Source organism: Bacillus sp. C30, assembly GCF_040838255.1.
In the GTDB taxonomy this organism is placed as follows: Bacteria; Bacillota; Bacilli; order Bacillales; family Bacillaceae_G; genus Bacillus_A; species Bacillus_A mycoides.
Genome location: NZ_JBFPJH010000337.1, coordinates 1 through 3,379, shown reverse-complemented (window position 1 = coordinate 3,379; position 3,379 = coordinate 1). Strand labels below are relative to the sequence as shown.

General features: G+C 35.0%; 3 protein-coding genes. All 3 read left to right on the top strand.

Translation table 11 applies throughout. The annotated features are described in order from the left end of the window. The first annotated feature begins 136 nt into the window (after positions 1 to 136). Complete coding sequence (gene rpsA / locus AB3X49_RS19745) at positions 137 to 1,285, top strand: 30S ribosomal protein S1 (protein ID WP_367964224.1); 1,149 nt, start codon at positions 137 to 139, stop codon at positions 1,283 to 1,285. Positions 1,286 to 1,297: 12 nt separating this feature from the next. Continuing rightward, positions 1,298 to 2,347, top strand: a complete 1,050-nt coding sequence (locus tag AB3X49_RS19740; RefSeq protein ID WP_367964222.1) for a type 2 isopentenyl-diphosphate Delta-isomerase — start codon at positions 1,298 to 1,300, stop codon at positions 2,345 to 2,347. Between the two features lie 250 nt (positions 2,348 to 2,597). Beyond that, positions 2,598 to 3,379: hypothetical protein (locus AB3X49_RS19735; protein ID WP_367964220.1), on the top strand; the 782-nt coding region annotated here is incomplete at its 3' end.

The following is a 3,379-nucleotide window of genomic DNA, read 5'->3' as shown; positions in this document are numbered from 1 at the left end:
ATTTAATATAGTTTCTTGTGAACTGTATTGAAACAGAATATGTGATGATAAATTCTTAAACATGCAAATGAAAACATTTGTTTTCATTTCGTATATACATAAAAATGCTTTGTCAATTCTGTAGGGAGGTATTTCCATGGTAGAGAAAATGAATGAAGAAGTTATGAATTCAAAAGAATTACAAGTTGGTGACGTTGTTACAGGTTCTGTAACGAAAGTTGAAGAGAAACAAGTTCTTGTAAATATTGGATACAAAACAGATGGCGTAATTCCGATTAGTGAATTAGCTAACGTTCATATTGAAAAGGCAAGCGATGTTGTAGAATTAGATCAAACACTTGAATTGAAAATTATTAAATTAGAAGATGATGATCTTGTTTTATCTAAGAGAGCTGTTGACGCAGAAAAAGCGTGGGTAGAATTACAAGAAAAATTTAATTCTGGTCATGTATTTGATGTTACTGTAAAAGATATCGTGAATGGTGGGTTAGTTGTGGACCTTGGTGTTCGTGGTTTTATCCCAGCTTCACTTGTAGAAGTACATTATGTAGAAGACTTTGCTGACTATAAAGGAAAAACATTAGCGGTGAAAATTGTTGAATTAGACCGTGAAAAAAATCGTGTAATCCTTTCGCATAAAGCCGTAGTAGAACTAGAACTAGATTCTAAGAAAAAAGAAGCAATCTCTTCGTTAAAAGGAGGAGATGTTGTTGAAGGAACAGTACAACGATTAACGGATTTTGGTGCTTTCGTTAACGTTGGTGGTGTGGACGGTTTAGTTCACATTTCACAAATTTCACACGAACGTGTAGAGCAACCTTCTGAGGTATTAGAGCAAGGTCAAAAGGTAAAGGTAAAAGTGTTATCTGTTGATGCTGATACGCAACGTATTTCTTTATCAATTAAAGCAGCTCAGCCGGGACCTTGGGAAAATGTTGCTGGCGAAATAAAGGCTGGAGATATTCGTGAGGGAGTAGTAAAACGCCTTGTTACATTCGGTGCATTTGTTGAAATTTTACCTGGTGTTGAAGGGCTTGTGCATGTATCTCAAATTGCAAATCGTCACGTGAAAAATCCAAATGAAGTATTGGAAATGGGACAAGAAGTAAAAGTGAAAGTACTTGAAGTCCATGTAGCAGAAAAACGTATTTCTTTAAGCATAAAAGAAACGCTTGAAGAAAATAATGTAACAGAAGATTATAGCCAATATGAGCCAAATGCTGATTCGGCTACTTTCCAGTTAAGTGATATTATTGGTGAACAACTGAAAAAATTAAAGAAATAAAGAGGGGTACAAGTGGTAAGGGCAAAACGTAAATTAGATCATATTGAATATGCTCTTTCTACTGGTCAGTCTCGTACGCATGGCTTTCATGATATTGATTTTGTGCATCAAAGCTTGCCAAATTCAAGTTATGTCACTATAACATGTGAAACAAAAATCGGCGAACTTTCACTAAGTTCGCCGATTTTTATCAATGCGATGACTGGTGGTGGAGGAGAGCAAACATTACATATTAATGAGCAATTAGCATATGTAGCGAAACATCATAACCTTGCTATGGCTGTAGGTTCGCAAATGGCAGCTTTAAAAGATGAAAGTGAAGCGGCTTCGTATAAAGTTGTTAGGAAAGTAAATCCGAATGGGATTTTTTTCGCAAACTTAGGAAGTGAGGCAACTGTCGAACAGGCAGAGCGTGCCGTTGATATGATCGAAGCGAATGCACTGCAAATTCATTTAAATGTCATACAGGAGTTAACGATGCCAGAAGGAGACCGTGATTTTACTGGTGTACTTCAGCGGATTGAGAAAATAGTTTTAAAAAGTAAAGTACCTGTCATCGTAAAAGAAGTCGGTTTTGGAATGAGTAAGGAAACAGTACAACAGTTAGCGAATATAGGTATAACAGCAATTGATATTGGCGGACAAGGTGGTACGAATTTTGCTGCTGTTGAAAATGAAAGAAGACAGCGAATGCTTTCTTATTTTAATAACTGGGGCATACAAACAGCTACCTCGATTATTGAAGCAACCTCTACAAATAATAACCTCTCTTTTATTGCATCTGGGGGTATACAAACAGCACTTGACGTGGCAAAGGCAATCGCATTAGGGGCGAATACAACTGCGTTTGCTGGATACTTTTTACGTATTTTAATGCAAGATGGTGTTGAGAATTTAGTGGATGAAATTGATCTTTTACATACAGATTTAAAATTTATTATGACAGCTCTTGGCGTGAAGACGATAGAAGAGTTACAATCTGTACCTCTTGTTGTAAAAGGTGAAACGTACCATTGGTTAGCGCAGCGAGGGATTGACACTGCACATTATAGTAGGCGATAAAAAATCAACCATCCGGTTGATTTTTTTGCGTATTATTTTCGTAAAATGAAGAGGGAGGGCGAGAAGTTATTCTTCTATATAATTCTATAAATAGAAAAAAGAGAGAATTTAAATTATGATAAAAGTATATATAAATATCGTGCAGAAAAGCTAAAATTGAAAAAAGGGGTTATAAAAATGAAGAAATGTAGAAAATGTGCTGCTGAATTATTGGAGGATTCTTACTTTTGCCATGTTTGTGGAGAGAAACATGGTAAAAGTAAGAAAGTATTCCTCTCTATATAGCTGGTTAGCGATAAAACAAGATAAGAGATTGCTATTTAAGAGCCAAAAGAAACAAGGAAAAATTTACGATAATTTAGGGGATGAGGATGTTAATAAAAAAGGAGATAATGTATCTTCAAATAGTAAAAATACAATAGGACGCATTACATATAATAGTGAAGATGTTAACATCCATGCACGAAATATAAGAGAAGATACAGCGGTTTCTGGATATAATAAAAAGGTTGAAATTTCATTAACTTCAAATGTAAGAGAAGGAGATTCTAGTTCAACAACAGCACAATCAGCAATTAAAACGGCCAATATTGCAATCGCAGTCGGGAATAAAATGTATAGGAATCCAACGGTGAATGCAGGAAGTGGAATAGAAGCACTAATTTTGCCAAGGGAATTAGGAGAAGACAAAAATCCATCGGAAGATTCGTATGCAATTTATTATTTCAATATACCAAATGAAGTGAGTTTAAGTAATGCTGAAGTAGTATTACTTTCTGATCAAGGAAATACCATTGTGAGTAGGGAAATTAAAGGAGAAAAAGAAGATATTGTAGGTGTGAAAAAAGAGGTTGAGCGAAAGTTAAATGAGATAGGAGAGACGGATTATGTACGTGTAGAGGTAAAGAGTAAAGATCCTTCTCTACATACGTATTATGTTATTACATATTCTAAAAAAACAACAGGTGTAGTTACGATTGATGCCTCGTTGAGTGATAAGGTTTATAATGCGAAAACAAAAGAATTATATTA